Annotated in this window: 12 protein-coding genes and 1 pseudogene; 11 read left to right on the forward strand and 2 right to left on the reverse strand. The window is 32.1% G+C overall.

Translation table 11 applies throughout. The features are described 5' to 3' along the window. Positions 1 to 416: 416 nt before the first annotated feature. The 4 genes from ACIQYS_RS20230 (at position 417) to ACIQYS_RS20245 (ending at position 6,115) form a co-directional block, all read left to right on the forward strand. Positions 417 to 3,185 carry a TrlF family AAA-like ATPase gene (locus ACIQYS_RS20230; protein ID WP_402984125.1) on the forward strand — a complete coding sequence of 923 codons (2,769 nt, stop codon included), beginning with the start codon at positions 417 to 419 and terminating at the stop codon, positions 3,183 to 3,185. 940 nt (positions 3,186 to 4,125) lie between these two features. Beyond that, on the forward strand, positions 4,126 to 4,542 hold the full coding sequence (locus ACIQYS_RS20235; RefSeq protein ID WP_402984128.1) for a hypothetical protein: 417 nt from the start codon (positions 4,126 to 4,128) through the stop codon (positions 4,540 to 4,542). A 515-nt stretch (positions 4,543 to 5,057) separates the two neighbouring features. After that, complete coding sequence (locus ACIQYS_RS20240; RefSeq protein ID WP_402984131.1) at positions 5,058 to 5,345, forward strand: hypothetical protein; 288 nt, start codon at positions 5,058 to 5,060, stop codon at positions 5,343 to 5,345. Between the two features lie 356 nt (positions 5,346 to 5,701). Beyond that, positions 5,702 to 6,115 (forward strand): ABC transporter permease, encoded by a 414-nt coding sequence (locus ACIQYS_RS20245; protein ID WP_402984134.1) that lies wholly within the window; start codon positions 5,702 to 5,704, stop codon positions 6,113 to 6,115. Between the two features lie 209 nt (positions 6,116 to 6,324). Here the strand turns inward: ACIQYS_RS20245 and ACIQYS_RS20250 are convergent. Next, positions 6,325 to 7,559, reverse strand: a pseudogene (locus ACIQYS_RS20250) (IS110 family RNA-guided transposase). A gap of 459 nt (positions 7,560 to 8,018) precedes the next feature. On the opposite strand from ACIQYS_RS20250, the gene ACIQYS_RS20255 reads away from it, so the two are divergent. Both ACIQYS_RS20255 and ACIQYS_RS20260 read left to right on the forward strand, forming a co-directional pair. Next, positions 8,019 to 8,630 carry a DUF6241 domain-containing protein gene (locus tag ACIQYS_RS20255; protein ID WP_402984136.1) on the forward strand — a complete coding sequence of 204 codons (612 nt, stop codon included), beginning with the start codon at positions 8,019 to 8,021 and terminating at the stop codon, positions 8,628 to 8,630. A 108-nt stretch (positions 8,631 to 8,738) separates the two neighbouring features. Beyond that, on the forward strand, positions 8,739 to 9,149 hold the full coding sequence (locus ACIQYS_RS20260; protein ID WP_402984138.1) for a hypothetical protein: 411 nt from the start codon (positions 8,739 to 8,741) through the stop codon (positions 9,147 to 9,149). A gap of 155 nt (positions 9,150 to 9,304) precedes the next feature. Here ACIQYS_RS20260 and ACIQYS_RS20265 read toward each other — a convergent pair whose 3' ends face one another. Continuing rightward, positions 9,305 to 9,913: a hypothetical protein gene (locus tag ACIQYS_RS20265; protein WP_402984141.1), complete on the reverse strand. Its 609-nt coding sequence runs from the start codon at positions 9,911 to 9,913 to the stop codon at positions 9,305 to 9,307. Positions 9,914 to 10,536: 623 nt separating this feature from the next. Here ACIQYS_RS20265 and ACIQYS_RS20270 point away from each other — a divergent pair. The 5 genes from ACIQYS_RS20270 to ACIQYS_RS20290 all read left to right on the forward strand — a co-directional run bounded on the left by ACIQYS_RS20270 (position 10,537) and on the right by ACIQYS_RS20290 (position 16,981). After that, positions 10,537 to 10,767, forward strand: coding sequence for a hypothetical protein (locus tag ACIQYS_RS20270; protein ID WP_402984144.1), 231 nt, complete (start codon positions 10,537 to 10,539; stop codon positions 10,765 to 10,767). 862 nt (positions 10,768 to 11,629) lie between these two features. Continuing rightward, a complete protein-coding gene (locus tag ACIQYS_RS20275) occupies positions 11,630 to 12,649 on the forward strand; it encodes a DUF2268 domain-containing putative Zn-dependent protease (RefSeq protein ID WP_402984147.1) in 1,020 nt (339 codons plus the stop codon). A gap of 427 nt (positions 12,650 to 13,076) precedes the next feature. Then, positions 13,077 to 14,096 carry an aminoglycoside phosphotransferase family protein gene (locus tag ACIQYS_RS20280; protein WP_402984149.1) on the forward strand — a complete coding sequence of 340 codons (1,020 nt, stop codon included), beginning with the start codon at positions 13,077 to 13,079 and terminating at the stop codon, positions 14,094 to 14,096. Between the two features lie 231 nt (positions 14,097 to 14,327). Next, the gene (locus ACIQYS_RS20285; RefSeq protein WP_402984209.1) at positions 14,328 to 14,744 is read left to right on the forward strand and encodes a CPBP family intramembrane glutamic endopeptidase; all 417 of its coding nucleotides are present in this window, start codon (positions 14,328 to 14,330) and stop codon (positions 14,742 to 14,744) included. A 245-nt stretch (positions 14,745 to 14,989) separates the two neighbouring features. Beyond that, positions 14,990 to 16,981: an ABC transporter permease subunit gene (locus tag ACIQYS_RS20290; protein WP_402984152.1), complete on the forward strand. Its 1,992-nt coding sequence runs from the start codon at positions 14,990 to 14,992 to the stop codon at positions 16,979 to 16,981. The last annotated feature ends 573 nt before the right edge of the window (positions 16,982 to 17,554 follow it).

The raw sequence follows: 17,554 nt of genomic DNA on the forward strand, positions 1-17,554 counted from the left end.
TCTTTTCTAGGATTGGTTGTGGTGACTTAATTCTACCAAGAAAAGGTCTTCCTTTTTTGTATTTATTCATTTACACAAAATATTTTACACTCTCACAAATTTAATAAATAAAATAAAAAAGATATATTTAAAGAGAAATATGGTCAACTTGACTTTACTAATTTTTTTCAAATGCGTCTTTAAATATAGAGCTACGGGCTACATTTCAGCTCATTTTTATGTGAAGTATTATTTTCTTGTGAAATAACATGTATATATTGGCGGTGTTCTACCAATTCGCTTGATTAGTACTACCTAAATCAAACGCTTTGATAGGAGTGTATTGTTTCGTTCTCTTGACTAGTGTGATTAAACAGAAAACTAATCTTTCTAATAAAAGTTAACTTCTATATAATTGTTTTATAGGAGGGGATTAAGTGGAAGTGTTTCGAGGTTTGAGATGGTATAAATGTGATTTGCATTTGCATACAACTGTTAGTGAGTGCTTTCGTGATAAAACTATCACAGCAGAACAATGGATTCAAAAATGTATAGATGAGGGACTCCAGTGTGTTGCTGTTACAGATCATAATACTGGAGATGGAATTGATGAGATTAAGACTGCAGCTGAAGGGAAAATAATTGTATTTCCTGGTGTTGAAGTAACTTGTGGAGATTCAAAACAACACGTTTTAATTATATTTGATCCTTCGAAGAATAGTTCTTACGTGAATGAATTTTTAACATATATTGGAATATTCGGAGAAGATAGAGCAAAAGAATCAACCAGTACTAATCTTAGTATTTTTGAAGTAGCTGAGAAAGCTAATGAAAGAGGGGGATTAGCCATTGCTGCACATATCGATCAGTTTGCAGGTTTATCTCCTTTATCTCACGAACATAAAGAAGCAGTTTGTTTAGATAAAAATATTTTTGGTGTCCAAGTTGTACATGATTTTTTATATCAAAGTTCACTTCCAGCAGAGGAAGAATTACAGAGGTTATTTGATGATTTATATAATCAAGTTGGAGTAGACATTTGGAAACCCTGGGTTAAAACTGCTCAATTTTATAGGGACAAGCCTATTGCTAAGTTAACTTTTTCAGATAATCCTGCAGCTGATAAGGATCCAAAACACGGATTGAATGGTATAGGTAGTCGGTTTAGTTGGATTAAAATGAATGAGGAAATTACTATTGAAAGTTTAAAGCAAGCTCTATTAATGCCTAATATACGCATAATTAATGATTTTGATTATATTGAGGATACTAAATTCAATTCTGATACATATATTAAGGATTTAGAAATATTAGATACAATTTATAACTTAGGAAATCGAAATGTTATTAATTTTAATCCTCAGTTGACAACTATTATTGGGGGTAGAGGTACTGGTAAATCAGGGATTTTAAGACTAATGAGAAATACACTAAATATGGTAGATGACTTAAAAAAGCACGAAGATATTTTAAGAGATCATAGTGAATTTTGTAGTAAAAATTCTGGTGATTTAGGGGTTTTCACTGATCACACAAAAACAAGGATGAAAATTGTAGTCGGTGAGTCAAAATATATTTTAAGTTTTAATTTCAACAGTGGAGTGCCAAAGTATGGATTAACAGTGGAGTATTCTAACGGAGAAACATCTGAAATACCATCGGATGAAATAGCTGAATTCTTAGAACGATTAAACATAAAATTATTTTCTCAAAAACAAATCTATGACATATCCAGAAGATCAGATGCGTTAAGAAACTTTATTGATTCGAGTATCACAGAGGTAGAAGGTAAGAAACAAACGTTAAAGAATTTAGAAAATAACTATAACAACAACTTGTTCAAAATTGTTGAACTTGAGAAAAGTTTATCAAAAAACTCCAGTCTGGAAGTTAGACTAAAAGAATTAGAAATAGAAAATGAAAAAATCAATGTTCCAGAAGTCATTGAGATATTGGAAAATGACAAAAAATTTACTGAGGAAAACGAAAGTTTTAAATTATTAATAGAATCAGTTGATACTAAAATAGAAGCTTTAAAAAATATTTTAAACTCAAATATAGATTTTATAAATAAAGAACAATTTAGAGCTGAATATGAAGAAGATATTAATTTGATTAATTCTAGTATAGAGGGTTTTCTAACAAGTCACGATGACCTTCTATTAAGGGAAATTAAGTCTTTAGAAGACTTTAAAGAAACATTAAGATTTTCTCTAGATACTTCTAAATGGATAAGTAATTTCAAGGAACACAAGCAAAAATTAGAAGTAAAACAGCATGAACAGGGTAACATGAATCAACTATTAACACATAGAAAACAAATAACAGATGAAATTCATATGATTCAAAAGTTATTAGTAGAATTAAAAGAAGTAGAAACCAAGATAACCAGTTTAAAAAAGGAAAATCAAGAAAATATTCAAGCAATTTTAGGCAATAGAAGAGATATACGCACTTTAAGACATAGTTTTATTAATAATGTGTTAGAAGATAACCAATTGTTAAAAGGGGATGTAAAGGCATTTAGAGACTATAAAAATTATGAACAAATTCTCCGAGAGCATTTATTAAAACCAACAGGATTTGATAGTGATTTTGAAAAAATTATAGAATTTATCAAAGAGGGGAATACGCTACAAAAATTAACAGAATTAGTAAACATAATAAGGGACATGAGTAATAATGGAGTGAATTCCCTAGAATTATCAGGGAAGTTCGTAAAGGTTCTACAAAATTTAGAAAAACAAAAGATAGAATCTTTGGAGATACTTTTACCAGAAGATGAGGTAGTGATGTTATACAAGGTAAGTGAAAGGGCAAATTTCACACCATTGAGTAACGCATCAGCCGGTCAGAAAACATCTGCAATTTTAACATTAATTTTAAGCACAGGAGATAGCCCACTAATTCTAGATCAACCTGAAGATGATTTAGATAATTCACTAATATATTCTCTTATTGTAGATAGAATTATCAAATCGAAAAACAATAGACAAATAATAATAGTAACTCATAATGCAAATATACCTGTTAATGCTGACTCAGATCTGGTTAATGTAATGGATTCCAATGGACTTACATTTAACCCCAAAAATTTTGGTAGCATTGATGAACATGATATTAAAGAATCTATTTGTTCGATTATGGAAGGCGGAATTAATGCGTTTAAATCAAGAGCAGTAAAATATGATTTAAAATTAATTTAGAGACAATTAGAATTAGATTGTTTAGTTTATTGGGAAATTGTCCAGTAACATTAAAGTTGGTAACCTTGTATTAAAGTAAGTTACTGATATTTACAAGAAATTTTATAGTATTCAAATTTTAGATTGAATTTAATAAAATGGTTAAAATCGCCTCTCTAGTTTCTCTGAGAGGTGACTTTTTTTTTTGGTATTTATGTTGAAATAACTACAGATTGTGAAGTGTTTCACTTAAACTCCCATGAAAATTAGTTCTTCAAGAAATGAAAAATGACAATACTTAAGAAGACCCCTACTTAATCGTTAAAAAAAAGAGGAGAGCGTAAATAAGGTCTATGGATTACGGTTGACTGGATTAAGGTCAGTATCAGTATTGACACTTCCTAACCATTTTCATTCTCTGTGGTGCAGCATTTTTTTGTGCTGCATGGATGGCTAACGGGGCAGGTTAGTTGAATAAAAAGTTAAAGTCAACATCAAGTAAATCATAGAGTGGAGTGTTGTTATTGAAGTTTTTTTCTAAACTTTTTACAGGTACAAATATTAGTAGTATGGCTATGTTTCTTGGGTTTTTAATTTTATATACTATTATTTCAGATAAAGTACAATCATTCACATACTCTTATCATTACTCTGCATGTTGTTTTGGTTCAATACCACTTTCATCTACCGATTTGCTACTTCTTGTTTTCTTTAATAACTTGTAATGAATTAGCTACCCAAAAAAGTATTGTAATGATTGCAAAAATAAATATGTTAGGTTCTATACTAACGGGGCTTTACTTCAAGAAGGGGTAAAGCTTTTTTGTTATTGAACTAAAGCAACAGTTTAGTTGAAGAAGGAACATTTTCTAATGTTTTTTACAGGATTGTTTTGTGTAAAAGGTTTAATCGGTTATTTTCTTTGTATATACAACCATATCCTTAATAAAGGAGATGTTGTGTGAAAAAAAGAAAGCTTAGTACAGTCGTCCTTGGCTCCCTCTTACTGATAATAGCTGTTATTTTTTATACTCAGGCGAAAGGAACAGAAAAAGAAGATAGTTACTCTATTTCGCAATTATCCGAAGAAGAACAAATAGAATTAGAATACTTTATCGCATCGCTCCAAAAAGAGGGAGGGTTCTTTGACCAAGTTGGAGAAGAATTGAGAAAAGCGGGATATAGCTATCCAACAGGAGGAATGTTTAATTCCAAAAATGATATTAGACTTATTGTTATGATTCCAGATAACGAAGTAGTTACAGAACAAAAAAAAGCTGGAGTAAAGAAGATTTATCAAGATATGATTATAAAATCCAAAATGGACTTGAAGGCATTTAAAATTCAGGTAGGTCATGTTGACGATTTATCTTGGTAAAAGCAATACACAAACTATATATTTCCTTGTTCAACTCCCATGAAAATTAGTTCCTCAAGAAATGAAAAATGACAATACTTAAGAAGCCCCCTACTTAATCGTTAAAAAAAAGAGGAGAGCGTAAATAATTCTATGGATTACGGTTGACTGGATTAAGGTCAGTATGAGTATTGACACTTCCTAACCATTTTCATTCTCTGTGGTGCAGCATTTTTTTGTGCTGCATGGATGGCTAACGGGTGCTTTAGCAAAATATGGCCATCATTTCGATGGTCTATTTTTATGCCCAAAACATTAAGTTGATCTCAGATATGCCTTGTGAAATGTTACACTTAAACTAAAGATGCAGGTTAGTTGAATAAAAAAAAATGGATTTTTGATAATTTTATATGGAAAATTTATTTAAAGTTGGAACTTTACTTCGAAATAAGATGTCTAATAAAAAAAGTAATGCAAAAAATTGAGATGATGCACATTAGTATTATTACATGACAAAAATAAATGGGGGTATAGTTATGTGGGCAATATTAGGAGTTATTGCAATAGTAGTAACTGTTATAAATCTTTCTTTGTATGCAGCAGGAAAGGATTATAAGCTTGCTATGGCGATGGCATTATCATTTACAGCATTAACAATTTGTGCAGATTACAGTTATCTAACTCGGTGGGTAAAAGTGGAAGATTGGGCAGCTTTATCGGATGTAATACCTGGTATGGCAAGGGCATTTTGGTTTTTGACAATTGTTTCTATCTTGCTAAATATAGCACCAATATTTTTAGAACGAAAACGTAAGAAATTATGACTTATGCAATTATTGTGTAAGTCTTATCTATAACTCCCATGAAAATTAGTTCTTCAAGAAATGAAAAATGACAATACTTAAGAAGACCCCTACTTAATCGTTTAAAAAAAGAGGAGAGCGTAAATAAGTCTATGGATTACGGTTGACTGGATTAAGGTCAGTATCAGTATTGACACTTCCTAACCATTTTCATTCTCTGTGGTGCAGCATTTTTTTGTGCTGCATGAATGGCTAACGGGTGCTTTACTTCAAGAAGGAGAAAAGCCCTTTTCCTTATTCATACTAATGAAGCAGTTTAGTTGAATAACAAACTTATAAAGTCTTTACTAATAATATTTCGTAAGGAAGTGTACTCATTGAAAAAGTCAGATGAAAATTTTTACGAACAAGTACAAGAAAAATGGTTAAAGTTTTTGATATTAAATATGATAGGGATTGTCTTTACTACTGGTATCACATTTACTGTTGTAATACCGGGTCTAAAAGGATTTAGTTTGTATCTATCAATCTTTATCTTAGCCTTTTATTTTCTTATTGCGAATATATTCGTTGGATTATTTAAAAAAAGATTATATTTTGTATTTACAATAAGTTTGATTTTAAGTTCTCTTGGAATGGGATGGGGGTTATGGTTAGAATGGGGAGAAGTTAGCTTAGTTGAACATATGAACCCAGTGGTGATAATTGGGTATCCTTGTATTGTTGCATTTATAATTTCATTAATGTATCAATTTTCTACTAAAGTTTTATTGAAAAGAATTAATTTTTGATAAATAAACGGGGCGATTTTGATTTATTTTTTACTCAATGAATTTAAAAGTTTGTGAAGAACTGTACTTAAACTAAACCAGCCAATAGTTTGTCAATATTTATTAATAAAAAACAAAATAGTTCGTGCTATACTAAATTTGTGCATGCCAAATAACCTTTCAATTTTCTGTGTTTGGAAGGGTTTAGGCTCTTTGGATATATTTTAGAACTAGGCTAGATCTTGGAAATCTGATTTGCTTTTTAAAGTGCATAGATCCAATGTAAAAGCTTATTTGCACATGCTATTACAGCTACTTTAAAGGGCTTTCCTTCTTCACGTTTCTTATCATAAAACTCTCGTAACTTCTTATTTCGAGGAATGAGTTCATCTGTCGTTTTCTTCCTGCGACAATCACGAATGGCACTTTTAACGGCCATATATAAGGCATGTTGTAGTCTACTAGAACCTCTTTTGGTAATCCGATTCAAAGTACCTTTGAATGTACCAGATTCAAAAACACTTGGATCAATTCCTGCAAAGGCAATTAGCTTTTTAGGGTGATTAAACTGATCAATTTCCCCAATCTCAGAAATAATCGTTGCCGCGATTTTCTCGCCGATACCGGGGATGGATTGGAGAATCTTATATTCTTCCATGCTTTTCGCTAAAGCATCTATCTCTCTTTCCAGATGGGATAGATGTTTTTTATATTCCAGAAGCATCTTAATATACATATTCATGCTTAAGATAAGACTATTGTATAAGGTTTTCTGGAATGGGTTGCGATTTGCGGCAGCCTTTAACTTTTCTGACTGACTGTTTGCCCATTTTTGAGAACGACTTTTACAGAATTCCTTTATTTTTTTGGCCATTGTTTCTTCACTTATTGCCCTCACTTCCTCAGAAGTAGGAAATGCTTGTAAGGTCAGTAAGGAGACATCTGAATACAGATCTCCAAAAACTCCACAGTATTCAGGAAATACTTGATCTAAAACAGATTGGAATTGTAGTTTAGTTTGTACATACATACCTGTAATATTTTCGTGTTGTCTTGTGAGATGACTTAAATTTAATAGCTGGATTCCTCGCTGTTTATAAGGCTCTAGGTCTTCTTTATAAAACATCTCGCAGAGATGACGAGCGTCAATGATATCCGTCTTTACTTTACGTAAACTGGAACTCTTTGCTCGATACGAAATGAGTGGATTAACCATGATTATTAAATATCCTCTATCTTCGAAAAATTGGACGACTGGCGTATGATAATGGCCAGTAGATTCCAAAACAATAGGGGGCCTTTCTCCAGAAGACTCTTCTATTTCTCTAATAAACTCTAAAAGAATTGTCAGCCCTTCCAGTGTATGTGCTACTTTAAAGCTCTTTTTATACGGTTGTTTTTTATCCGAGAATGCTTGAACCTGACTTTCGCCTTTTGCCACATCCAGACCAATTACTGGATTCATCATTATTTTCCTCCTTGTCATACAATTAACCGGTAACCCCTATTCCTACATGTAGTATCATAGCTTCGCTTGTTATACGAGATCAGAGTCCCAACCAGCCTCAATCATGTTTCTACAAGTAGGGGGCGAACTGTTTAGTTGACGGGATCATTAGCCCCACGGGTGCTTACGTTCTACCCCGGCTACCGCAATCATATATCGATATAAAAAAAGGTCAACCAGAAATATCTGGCTGACCTTATAATACGAACGGGTGCTTTAGTTCAACAACAGGGGCTTCTTAGGAGGCTCTTTTTTCTTATTGAACTAACGAAGCAGTTTAGTTGAAGAATTCTTTAAAGTGATTGTGGTTTTAAATAGTTAGAATATAATGTAAATAAAGGAGGGGAAATGAAAGTTCTAACTGTATGATGGGTATGCCTCTTTTGGGGGTAACTATTAATAAAGGTGGTAAAAAAAATGAAGTGGATTCGTGTTTTAGGTCTAGTTGCCTTAACGGCATTGTTAAGTATAGGCGGTACATATTTATTTATGGAAAAGAACTATGAAAAAGAGTCTTCTAAAATTATTGAAAATGAATTAGATAGCACTTTAAAAGAAGATGAAAAAAAAGAGTTTGTATCGACAGTGGATTCTATCCGTGGTTTTGATAATACTTTTCATGCCAAGATGATTGATGAATGGAAAAGTGGAAATGAACCGTTTGTTGACAATCTAGTGGAAGAAGTGATGCAACAAATGACGCACCAAAAAATTATTGCTGAGGAAAAAGAAAGTTCAATTATGATAACACCAGAAAGAATCGATATTTTGTTACAGATGGTAGAAGAAAACAAAGACAAATATGAGCATTATGAAAATTATTTAGATATATTAAAACGTTGGAAAAAGGGTGACTTTTCAAAAGTTGACCATGATCATAATGTTTTGATGTATATTCAAGATTCTTCAAAAAGTAGTCGTGGTTTAGCGTCAGGTATCGCTACAAAAGAACAAGAGATATACTACATATTCCATGTTTTCGGTAAAGAGGTAGATGAAGTCTTTGGTTCGACAGAAAAACAGAATTAAATTTTGGGTATTCGAGGGTAAATGGCATTTGGGCTTCATGTAATATGGCTATTACAGATAGCAAAGAACCTAAAACGGCACTAGATAGGAGTGGTTTCTTGAAAGATTTTGATTATCTTATCAATCATTCTAGCAGTTTCATGGTTAGCTGTATCTTTTTTTAGCCAAGATAAAAAGACTGCTGAAGAGTTTGCAAATAAAGTCTTTTCTTATCCACTTCCTCCAAAAACAAAAGTGCTTGAACAAGGATTTGATTATGGAGTTAGCTACGGTGGAGGACCATGGGGTAGTGGAGGACAACCAACTGTAGTTGTCTACAAAAAGTTATATTCTGAACTTAGTGAAAAAGAAGTGTATGATTATTATAAAGAACAAGAAATAGGTTTTGAAATTTACTTTGAAGGCGACGAAGAGATTAAAAAGACCTTTAATGGTAAGAGAACTTGGTATGAAGGAAAGACCCGTGAGAATCTACATACCAAAGATAATACCAGAGAACCGATATCATTATCCAGGTAAGAACAGTATTTACTTCTGCCTTCGGAGATTTGGCTAGATAATAAATACCAAGAAGAAATGGTACTGACTAGCCTTATTACTCCTTATTCAACTAACCGGTGCTTTACTTCAATAAGAAAAAAGGCAACCCCATGTTTTTTGATTAGATTAGAGTTTTAGTTAATTTTTTCTTGATTAATGTCATAAACATTAATCTCTAACATTTTATTTTCAGTCAAAATTATTTCTGTTAAAGATTCCTTGACTTCTGTTTCAATTTTTTTGCCTAAATTGGTGTTAGTTAAATTGCTTTTTTGGAAAGAAGTGTTTATTTCTATAATTAGCTTTTTAGACTGTTCTTCTGTAAGTATATTTAAAATTTCTTTATATCCCTTATTTTTAAGATTTTCTTGAATTGTCATATTTAACTTATTTAATAGTTCGTTAATTTCTAATGTTGATTTATTGGAATCGGCTGGAACAATTTCCTTATAAACTCCAATTGAATAATCTTTAAAAATTGTTTTTTGTGCAAGTTCATAAACGATTTTTTCAATATTTTTTTCAATACTTTTTAGATACTGCTGGGTGCCATTTACTCGAATATTGATTTTTTCGTTTTGAAGATGTATTCCAATAGACGTAATATCAAAGTTTTGTTTTTCTAGTTCATTCTTTATTTGTTTAGTTAAATTATTAGTATTTTCGATTAGTACTTCATTTGAGTATTCTTTTTTGGATTCTATTGCTAATACAATCTCATTATTTGGATAATGAAAGTACATCCAAATCCCACTAGATATTGAAAGAACGAGTATACCCATTATATTTTTTTTAAGATTAATGATTCTATCCCCTTTCATAAATTTTATGCATTAAGAATTAGTCGTTAGTGTTTAAAGTTTTTTCAATTCCATAATAGTATGCTCTTTTAAAATGATTGAAACATCGTTACGGGAAATTTTAACGGTAAATGTTTGACGGGGAGTTGGGATGTAGATGGAAACGATCAAACGTGGAATATGTGTTACAGACGAATTTTTCTTGATTTTGAACTTAGGAGTTCGTTTTTTCACTTCTTGCCTTTAGTTTTAGGTATAGCATATGTTTGATATACTAATTTTATACGTAATAATCCCTATTTTTTGTTGATTCGCTGCAACGATATTCCACTAACGGGTGCTTTAGTTTGACAAGACCATCATTTCGATGGTCTGTTTTTTTATCCGAAAAATCAAGTAGATCTCAGAAATCCATTGTGAAATGGTACACTTAAACTAAAGAAGCAGATTAGTTGAATAAGGTACATCAGGATCAATATGGTAAAATGAAAATAAACAATAACTCAAATGTTTTTGTTCAGCTTCCTCTATTGAGCAAAGAACGTTACATTTTAGGGGGATTTTAAATGGAGAAACTCTTAGTGAAAACAGGGATATATTCATTGGTCTTATCTTTCTTCTTATTAGTAGTCTTTATGAAAAGAGAAGAAAGCACAACTGATATTGATGGGATGACTTCATTTATTATAACGCCTTATCCAGAGTTTTTCTTTCATATTTTTAGATATTCTATTATCACTTCAATCATTGTAGTAATGTTTGTATGGCTATATATACTGTTAAAGGAAAAAGAGTAACAAACTCAACAGGTGTATTATTACTTTATAGATATTGTGAAGATTTGTACTTAAACTAACGAGTGCTTGTGCGGCCGAGCCTAGGTCGTATCATATAGCGGGTGGGATTCCCGTCGAGAAAGAACTAGCCATTCACTCGTAGCGAGTCTTGGAGGGCTAATGGTAACATTAGCCTTTAAGCGTAGACAGTTAGGTGGCGGGCCGAAAGCCAAATGGTTGAAGGGATTGAGCTCCATAATGTTAGTAAATCGAGAGGGCTGATGCCTTAAGCACAGCAGAAAGCTACATTTTATCCATCGTTAAAGGCAAGAAGGATAAAACCTCTCTGGAGTCAGAGACCTTGGCACGTCACACATGGATATGATACGGCAACTCGGGAGGCCCTACCGGTCTTTTCTTCTTATAGAAGAGTATGGTGTACAAGCGATAATAAGCAAGGAAACCAAATGCAGTTGTAGGGAGTCGGATAGCAGCGTAGTACCAAAGAGGTTGGGTAATGCCGATGGAGGAAAGGCTGCTACCAAGTTATCACCCTCACTAGGGACACATTTACTACACACAGCGGTAGAGATAATAAATGTAAACTAACGGATGCTTTAGTTAAAGATCATTGGTTGCTTCGGCAGCTCTTTTTTCTTAGGCTATGTTAAAGGGAAAGGTTGATTAATCTTAAAATGGAATGAAGAACCCACTTCACATAAATAAAAATTATTTAACCTGAATTGGATATTTATGTTAAAATAAATCTGAAGATTGCGAATAAAAGATTGACACTAACGGAGCGGTTTAGTGAAAGAAGAGTTTCATATATATAAATAAAAAAACCTTTTCTACATCCTAAAAAAGGACATGGAGGAATAGAATGAGACGTTTGATAAACTTTTCAATTTTGTTGTTAATGGTTATTTTTATATCTGGATGTACAGAAGTTAAAGAACAAAACAAAGAAATACAGGAAGAGGAACATGAGAAAGTGGATGATGACAATACTCCAATTGAAACTACTTACCATTTTTCATATAAAGGACAGGAATTTAAGATTATATCATTTTTTGATGAAGTGTTGGAATACGCAAGAATAATTAGTGAGAAACCTGAACTTGATAAAAAAGCTATCTATACAGAGCATGTTTTAGAACCATTTAAAGATAAATCCTCTCTTCACTATTTACAGTTAGGAGTAACGGAGAATGACCCTCTTAGACCAACTTCTCAAGTAGAACAACTGGAAAAAAATACGAATGAGCTACTTAAAAAACATGAACAAATCAATCAATGGATTGAAGAAGCAATATTGGAATCAGCTGAGATATTATCATCGGGTTCAAATACATCAATTTATCTATTTCCAGTTAATCCTGAAAACTGGTTTACGACATATAATATGAATGGAGTGGCAGGTTTTGCTTATTTTGGTGATAACGTTTTACTTATGATTGACCCGACTGCTTCAAAAGAAGTTATTAAATATACCATGGCTCACGAATATCACCATACCGTCAATATGACCTTAAACGGCGAACAAAGTGTAAATAGCGTATTAGATTCAATAATTACAGAAGGGAAAGCAGATTCTTTTGCTACTACTCTCTATCCTGAGATAATTCCTCCGTGGATACAACCACTACCAGAGGATGTAGCTGCTAGGGTTTTAGAAGAATTAAGTATAAATGGTAATTCTTCTGATTATAAAATTTACAATCGGTTTGTTTATGGTTATCCAGCTAAAGATATTCCACGATGGTCGAATTACAAAATAGGTTATCAAATCAATGAAAGCTTCATTGAAAACAACCCAGATAGTTCAATATTGGAATGGACAAAAACGAATGCAGAGGAAATAGTCAGTAAAAGTAAATATAAAGATAAAATATTTCAATAAAAATCCGATGTCAAATCATTGATATGATAATTCTTCCATATGGATTAACAATCCTAATTCAACTGTCAAGGCTTTAGCAAAAAAAATAACAAAATACGAGTGTTTGGATATATTCTCCAAACTCTTTTTATCTGCTTTATCATTCCATGGCACAAAGAAAAGGCTTATTATGTAGACAAGGATGGAAAGCCAGTAAATAAAATAAATATTATAGATTTTCCTATAGGCGGATCAACAAAGGAGGACGAGAACGTTTGATCCAAATCAAGAACAATGTTATTGAAGAAGCTTTCTTGTTCAACAAACGGGTGCGTTTCTTCAATAAGTGAAGACAATTTTTCACTAACGAAGCAGTTTAGTTGAAGAAGGGAATTTCGCTAAAAAGGTAGATCAAGAGCCTTAGATGGTATGTAACTGGAGGACAAATATGAAAAGTGAAGATATTCATAAGAGCATAAGACAATTGATACAAAAAAGTAGCTCAATGGAAACAGATATCAAGATAAATAATTTAGTAATTAACAAAGACGGTTTTAGTAACAACATAGCAATGCTGACTCTTATACATTCTAAAAATGGCGAAAATTTTTCTAAGGATATCGTCTTGAAGAATTTCCCTACAAACGTTAGAAATGACTCAGGAAAAAAGTACTTTAATAAAGAGTTAGCGATATTAAAAAACAAGGCTATTAGTAGTTCAATTAATGTACCGAGAGTTTATTTTGATGATGAGGAAAATCAAATAGTCCTGATGGAGAAGATAGAGGGATTAACGCTCGATAAACTGTATTTGATGAACCCCGAGAAAACTGTGTGGGCATATCGAAAATTCGGTGAAACACTAGCTCGTATTCATTCAGTTGACCTTGATACTGTAAGATGGAATTTCAGCGACACTGATATATGGAAAGAGGATTATCTTAAGCTCTACATAAACAGATTAAAAAATAGAGTTATGGAGTTTGAAGAGCCTAAATATCTGCAAGTACTAGAAAATTTATATGAAAGATTTAGAGGTGTTAAATTTAATGAAGTTCTCAATCATGGCGATTATCATTTTTGGAATATAATAGTAGACGATGATGCAAGTTTATATGTTTTGGATTGGGAAAAAGCTCGAATATCTGATTATCGTTATGATTTAGCAAATACACTTGTATTGGGGTATTCGTGGTTTGGAGTTGATTTCAAAGAGCAAATGATAGATGCATATGAGATTCTTACCAAAAAGAAAATTGAACGATTGGATTGCTTTATTGCATTACTAAGTTTTGATTCTTTTACCAAAGTGGTACCGTTAATTCAAGGTGGAGATGATACACATATAAGAGACAGGACATTTGAATGGTTGAAAAGACGCTATGAGTTATTTGTTAGATATAACGGAATTAGAATTAAAGAAGCAGAGAATTTTTTAATTTCTAAAGGTTTGTCACTTACGATTTAACTAAATATTTCTTGTTCAACAAATGGGTGCTTTAGTTTTACATTTCTAGGAACATTATTTAAAAACTCTTTTAAATATGCAGATAATGTGTTAGTCATAATTTTCGATTTGGTCCTTCTCTCTACAATATTAATATCTGTATTATATTTATTAAGAGATGATTTAAAAATAGCTACCTTTGAGACAAAAAAATCAACTGTTAAGAAATCTATAATAGTAATTATTATAGGAGTGCTTTTAGATATAGTTGTAACTATAAGAATTGTATTATTACCATCTGTCGTTTTTTACACATCTAACGAAAGCTTTGCCGATCTAAACACTGCTTTTAAATATCTCCCACTAGCTATTATCCATACTGTTTTAATAACTCCAATTTTAGAAGAGTTAATATTTAGAAGAATATTATTTGGAGTATCTTCAAAGAAATTCAATATTCTATTAGGATCTATTTTCTCTTCATTAATTTTCTCGACTGTCCATATGCCCACGACTTCTTCAAGTTTTCTGCTGTTATTTATGCACGCAATCAATTATTCATATTGTTATTATCGTACAAATAGATTATTAGTTCCAATTATTCTCCATAGCATTTGGAATCTTTTTATCATTATTGGATTTATACTTCAAAATTTCAATAAAATATAGATTTACTTATTCAACTAATGCAGCAGTTTAGTTGAATAAAGAACTTAACCTAATCGAAAAAATAAAAATTTAAAGACAGAAAGGAGTTAGATATGGGGACTGACAACTGAACGACTTATATTGCTTCTTTTTTTAATCTCTAAATGAATTAAAATACACAATATTCAATTTAAAATGAAACTTCCTTCTAAATCTAACGTATTAAAAATAAACAGAGAATTTACTCAAAGATTTAAGGGGGAATTATGAAAAATTTAAGTTTGTCTATACAAAAATATATACTGGGTGTCGTTGGGATTATTTTATTGAGCTGTGCACCTATTCTCTTTACTCTAGGAAGTCTTTTCAATTTTAAACTGTTTTTTAAAGAGTTTATTAGTGTATGTAAGGCATTGATAACACCTTCTGAATGGCATCTCAGTTACACATCGTTAACAACAATGGAAACGATTCCATTTTCCCTCGGTAGTTATTTTAAGGGACCATATCTTTACTCTATGACAATACTGGTTCTCGCGTTATTATTTTCTCTAGCCGTATCCTTCATCTTTGCAGTAATGACAGCAAATAGCAAAGGGACTTTTAAAAAAGTTATGGCACGGGTTTCTGAACTTTTTACGGCCATTCCTGATTTCACTTACATATATATTATTCAAATTGCTGTTGTACAAGTTTATTTAATTACTGGCTACCGTTTTTTATCTTTTTATAGTTTAGGTGGGGAGAAGGTTTACGCTGCACCTATTCTCTGCTTATCTGTTGTGCCGACTATCCTATTTTTTAAACTTTTCGTAGTACTGTTCGCGGAAGAGATAGAGCAGCCTTATGTAGATCTTGCAAAATCTAAAGGGTTATCGAAAATGGAAATTTTGATTAGACATTGTACGTCGAATGTCTTAAAAAGTATCTTCTATCAATCAAAATCAATCGTCTGGCTTACGTTGTCTTCCTTGTTAATCATTGAATATCTTTTTGGGATTCAAGGGATTCTCTACTATTTACGCAATGATTTTAGTCCAAAAGGCATAACCTTTATATTAATTTCTATTTTCACGCCATTTTATATTTTTTATCAAATAGGAGAAAGAATAGTAAATAAGGGAGAAACGGAGCGTAATGTCCTTTTTGAGAAAATACATGTGCCTTTATTTGACAAAGAACAATGGAAATCTATCTTCCTTATGAAAAATAAAAAGAGTTTCCAGGTAAAACTCAATCCTTTTAACAATTTAATCTTCAAGATTCCACTGTTCATTTTATTATCCTTGTTAGCAATTAGCTTTGGCTATTTCTTTTTATATGATGATCATATTGAACAGATTAATTTTGTCTATGATGAAGCAGGAAAACTTTTGAGTAGGGCTCCACACCCACCATCTTCAAGCGTGATTTTCGGTACGGACCCATATGGTTATTCTATATTCCAACAACTACTAGTTGGTATTAAGTATACAATTCTCGTGACATTGATTATTGCGACCGTTCGTATAGTAGCTGGATATATTTTAGGGGTTATTTATGTTTTCTTTTTAAACGGAAAAGGCAGAAAAATTATCAACTCTATAGCTGATGGTATGCACTTTTTACCTTTGACATTACTAGTATTTATTTTACTTGTACCAGTCCTGACCACTTCTATGGGAACTTGGGAAACAACTCTTGGGGAGAGATTGTTTATTCAAATAATGATCATGTCCCTTGTTGTATTACCGGTAACTACTAGTCTCATTGGAAATGAAATGAATGATGCGCTGAAAAAAGAATATGTACAAAGCTCGCTGGTGATGGGGGGCTCACTAATTTGGATTATTATCAAGCATTTGAACCCTCAATTATGGAATAAGCTTTTATTGTATTGGACACAGCATGTGGTTCAAGTTCTACAAATGTTTGTTCATTTAGGTATATTATCTCTTTTTGTTGGGGGTGCAAGTCTTTATGAGGACTCTCCTTATCGTTTAGTTCCTGAAATATATGAGCTATCTGGAATGATTTCTATTTCAAGAGAAGTATTTACGACAAAGCAATATTGGATGATTATTCCTCCTATTTTAGTATTTATGTTATTAATTTATTGTTTTAATAAGTTAGCAGAAGGGATCGCTACCAAAGATTTAAGAAAAATTCTGAAAAATAAACAAAAAAGAAAGTCATTAATGGTCAATGAAAAGTCAGAAAATTTGACCGAGAAAGCAACTTTGCCGCAGAATTTTAATCGTGTTTATAATAGGCTTTAATTACAGATGCATCAGCTCATAATTGCTAAAACGCTATTCAACCACTGCAGTTCTGCGTTGTTTTCTGTATAGAAGTCTAACTGGCGATTTACTTAATTTGAAAACGCACCTGTTTTTATTGAACTCATATGAAAATTAAAAAATGCTCAAAATCTATAAAATGGCATATCAAAAAAGACCCAGAAAAAGCTTTTTTAAAAAAGGCTGGGCCTTCAAAATGTTTATATGGAGTTAAAAGGTAAATCAAGAACCAACTCCTTCTTGTTAGAATAAAGGCAAGGCTGGTGCAATAACCAAAGTAGGATTAATCTCCCATGAGTGCTACTCGCATGGAGTGCGACAGTCTGTGATGCACCGTGGTCGTTGGAGTCAGACTAACGGATGGGCTCTAAAGGCACCATAGTTCATCGACCTTTTTCGCCAGCCATAGTAATCTATACCCGTTCTGAAACAATTTTCATCCTCTGTGGTGCAGCGTTTTTTGCTGCATAGATGGAAATGGGTGCTTTACTTCAAGAAGGAGTAAAACCTTTTTTCTTATTTAACTAACGGTGTAGGTTAGTTGAAAAAGGA

The organism is Psychrobacillus sp. NPDC096426, assembly GCF_044762745.1.
Classification (GTDB): domain Bacteria; phylum Bacillota; class Bacilli; order Bacillales_A; family Planococcaceae; genus Psychrobacillus.

Bases quoted from the DNA above. Each gene is read 5' to 3' on its own strand.
- ACIQYS_RS20240 (WP_402984131.1), top strand. From the start codon at position 5,058: ATGTGGGCAATATTAGGAGTTATTGCAATAGTAGTAACTGTTATAAAT.
- ACIQYS_RS20255 (WP_402984136.1), top strand. From the start codon at position 8,019: ATGAAGTGGATTCGTGTTTTAGGTCTAGTTGCCTTAACGGCATTGTTA.
- ACIQYS_RS20265 (WP_402984141.1), bottom strand. From the start codon at position 9,913: ATGTACTTTCATTATCCAAATAATGAGATTGTATTAGCAATAGAATCC.
- ACIQYS_RS20270 (WP_402984144.1), top strand. From the start codon at position 10,537: ATGGAGAAACTCTTAGTGAAAACAGGGATATATTCATTGGTCTTATCT.
- ACIQYS_RS20275 (WP_402984147.1), top strand. From the start codon at position 11,630: ATGAGACGTTTGATAAACTTTTCAATTTTGTTGTTAATGGTTATTTTT.
- ACIQYS_RS20280 (WP_402984149.1), top strand. From the start codon at position 13,077: ATGAAAAGTGAAGATATTCATAAGAGCATAAGACAATTGATACAAAAA.
- ACIQYS_RS20290 (WP_402984152.1), top strand. From the start codon at position 14,990: ATGAAAAATTTAAGTTTGTCTATACAAAAATATATACTGGGTGTCGTT.